The following is a 2,677-nucleotide window of genomic DNA, read 5'->3' on the forward strand; positions in this document are numbered from 1 at the left end:
CCGATCGCCGCAACTAACAATACCAGCCCTAACTGCCACAGTAACAAACGATCGCTGTCAGGAATAGCATCATTGACTAAAATCGAGGTAGCTTGCGGCGTCACCATCCCCAGCAGCGTTCCCAATATCCCTAGCCCGAAAGCAGCGATCATGTCTTTTTCGTAGCCCTTCGTCCCGAACCTAAACAGTTCCGCAGCGTTGCGAACTAATAGCGGCAGGGGTCGGTAAAACATGAGAGTTTCTGGCGACAACTCTTGGGCTACTGCTTTAGTTACCCGTTGGCGACTGCGCTCGATCGGATCGAACAAAGTATAACGAGATCCCTTACCGGGCAACAAAGCTACTGGTCGCTCGTCGGACTTTGTATAAGCCAAAAGTGGGCCGCAGTTCTGCCGCCACCAATCTCCAACCAGCAGCACGCGGCGGGTGCGAAATTGGGACGATCGCGCGATCGCCTCCATCGGATCTTTAACTCGGCTGAAATCTTCGGAGCCCGCCGGGGGATTGACTGTTATCCCTTGTGCCTTACCTACAGCCCCAGCAGCGATTAACAGCGGCGTTCCTTCCTCAGACAAGGCAGTTTTCCGGGGATGCAGCACCTCGGTTAACTCTCCCAAAGCTGTCTGAGTTACTTGGCGGTTTAGCTGTTCTCGTTCCTGAAAGCGCCGGAATTCCTCTGCTTTTTGCTGGGAAACCAGCAAGTTCAAGCAGCAGCAGAAATACTCGTGCAGCAAAGCTAAACTCAGGCGCAGCCAGTCGGCATTTTCCACCTCTGCTGTTGAGAAAATTTGCACCTCAACTTCCCCGGATGCCACCAGCAGGATATTCCCAGCCAAAGGAAAGGCTGGAGAAGCGGCATTTAACTTCAATTCCCCGACACTCGCATCGCCCGACGAGACGCGCACCCAGACAACTGTTCCCGGCGGCGATCGCAGCATTTGACCTTTTTGCAGCGATATCTGCTGCGACGCTGCTAAAACAACAGTTTCTGGGGCAACTTTTTCATCGGGGGCGTGAAGCGCATCTATCCCGTAGGGAATCACTCGTTCTCCCAAATTCTGTATCCACCCTTCCACAAGCGATCGCGTTTTGCTGTCACCAGCAGCAACTAAAGCGGCACAATCTGCGATCGCGATCGGTCCCAGTTCCGTTTCGGCGATCGCGATCGCCAGAAGTCCCCACTCATACCCCAGGGCGGCGCCGAACAAAGCCTCGCCTGCACCGACGCCGAACAGATAATGGCGGTTTCCGGCAGGCTTCTCACTTTGTATTTTGGCTGCAAAAACTGCGATCGCGCCCGATCGAACAATCCATACCTGATGCGGGTCATTCAGCAGCAGCGGTTCATTTCCTTTAATTCGGTGCAGTTTCTTAACAGGATTTAGATCGAGCATAGCTAGTAATTTGCGATTAGTAAAATCAAGTCGGGCAGGGGTTTAAAGCCCTGCCTCAAAGAAGACAGTCCGATTGAATCGATCGGGCTAATCCACAGATCCGCCGGGGATTAATAAAATCCCCGTCTCATAGCTAAAGTCGGTTAAAACCGACTGAATAGCCAAATCAAACCATCATTCATTTCAGTCCTCTTCAGAGGACTTTAGCTATTAGACAGGGAATTCATTCCCTGGCGGACTACCGGGTTGGCGGGCTGACAGGTGAAGTTGAAACCAATGGCTATTCCTGTGTCCCTACAAGGGCTATATACCTTACCTAAAAACTGCTGTATTTCTGCTGTTTATTGTTCGTTCCCAACCAAACGAGCATAAGCACCTCCTAGCTTTTGCAACTCCTCATGAGTCCCTCTCTGAACTACCTTCCCCCCTGCAAGCATAATAATTTCATCGCAATCTCGAATCGTACTCAAACGGTGAGCAACCACAATACAAGAAGTACCGCGACGCCTCAAATTGTGATCGATAATTAACTCTGTTTCAGCATCCAGAGCACTTGTTGCTTCATCCAGCACCAACACCGCTGGATTCCTCACTAATGCCCTGGCAATTTCCAAGCGCTGCCGCTGTCCGCCGCTCATATTTGTCCCCCCTTCATTGAGTTGAGCATCGTATCCTCCTGGCATATTCAAAATAAGTTCGTGAATTGCCGCATCAATGCACGCTTGCACTAAATCTGCTTCCGGTACTGTCGGGTCCCAAAGCGTGAGATTTTCCCGAACAGTGCCGGCATATAGAAATATTTCTTGTTCGACCATTGCCAGCGAATTTGCTAGGATAGAACGCGGAATCAAATTGCGGGGAACCCCATCAAATAAAATTTCGCCATTGATTGGTTCGTAAAGTCTGGTAACAAGTTTGGCAATAGTAGATTTGCCCGAACCGCTGCCCCCCACTAACGCTACCCGCTGACCAGGTTTGACTGTTAAGTTCAAATTTTCAATTAGCGGCGCTTCCAAGCGGCTGTAGCCAAAACTGACACCGCGCAATTCAATCCAGCCCTGCAAATGAAAAGAATCTGGTGCAAGGGCGGCGCGGTCGTTTCCACTATTAAAAGAATCGCGGTCTGCTTCTGGATCGATCCGGTTTTGGAGAACGTCATCAAGTCGGTTTAAATCGGCTTCTAATTCTTGCAGAGTGCTGCCAAAGTTGACTAGATTGTTGACTGGTCGGAGGAATTGTTGAGTGAGACTTTGATAGGCAATTAACATCCCGATACTCAAACC

General features: G+C 50.5%; 1 protein-coding gene and 1 pseudogene. Both read right to left on the reverse strand.

Going from position 1 to position 2,677, the window contains the following annotated elements; genetic code table 11:
* Window positions 1-1,394, reverse strand: a pseudogene (locus QUA38_RS28435) (NHLP bacteriocin export ABC transporter permease/ATPase subunit); the annotation flags it as partial.
* Between the two features lie 341 nt (window positions 1,395-1,735).
* Window positions 1,736-2,677: ATP-binding cassette domain-containing protein (locus QUA38_RS28440; RefSeq protein WP_333167779.1), on the reverse strand; the 942-nt coding region annotated here is incomplete at its 5' end.

The organism is Microcoleus sp. Pol12B4, assembly GCF_036701385.1.
In the GTDB taxonomy this organism is placed as follows: domain Bacteria; phylum Cyanobacteriota; class Cyanobacteriia; order Cyanobacteriales; family Microcoleaceae; genus Microcoleus.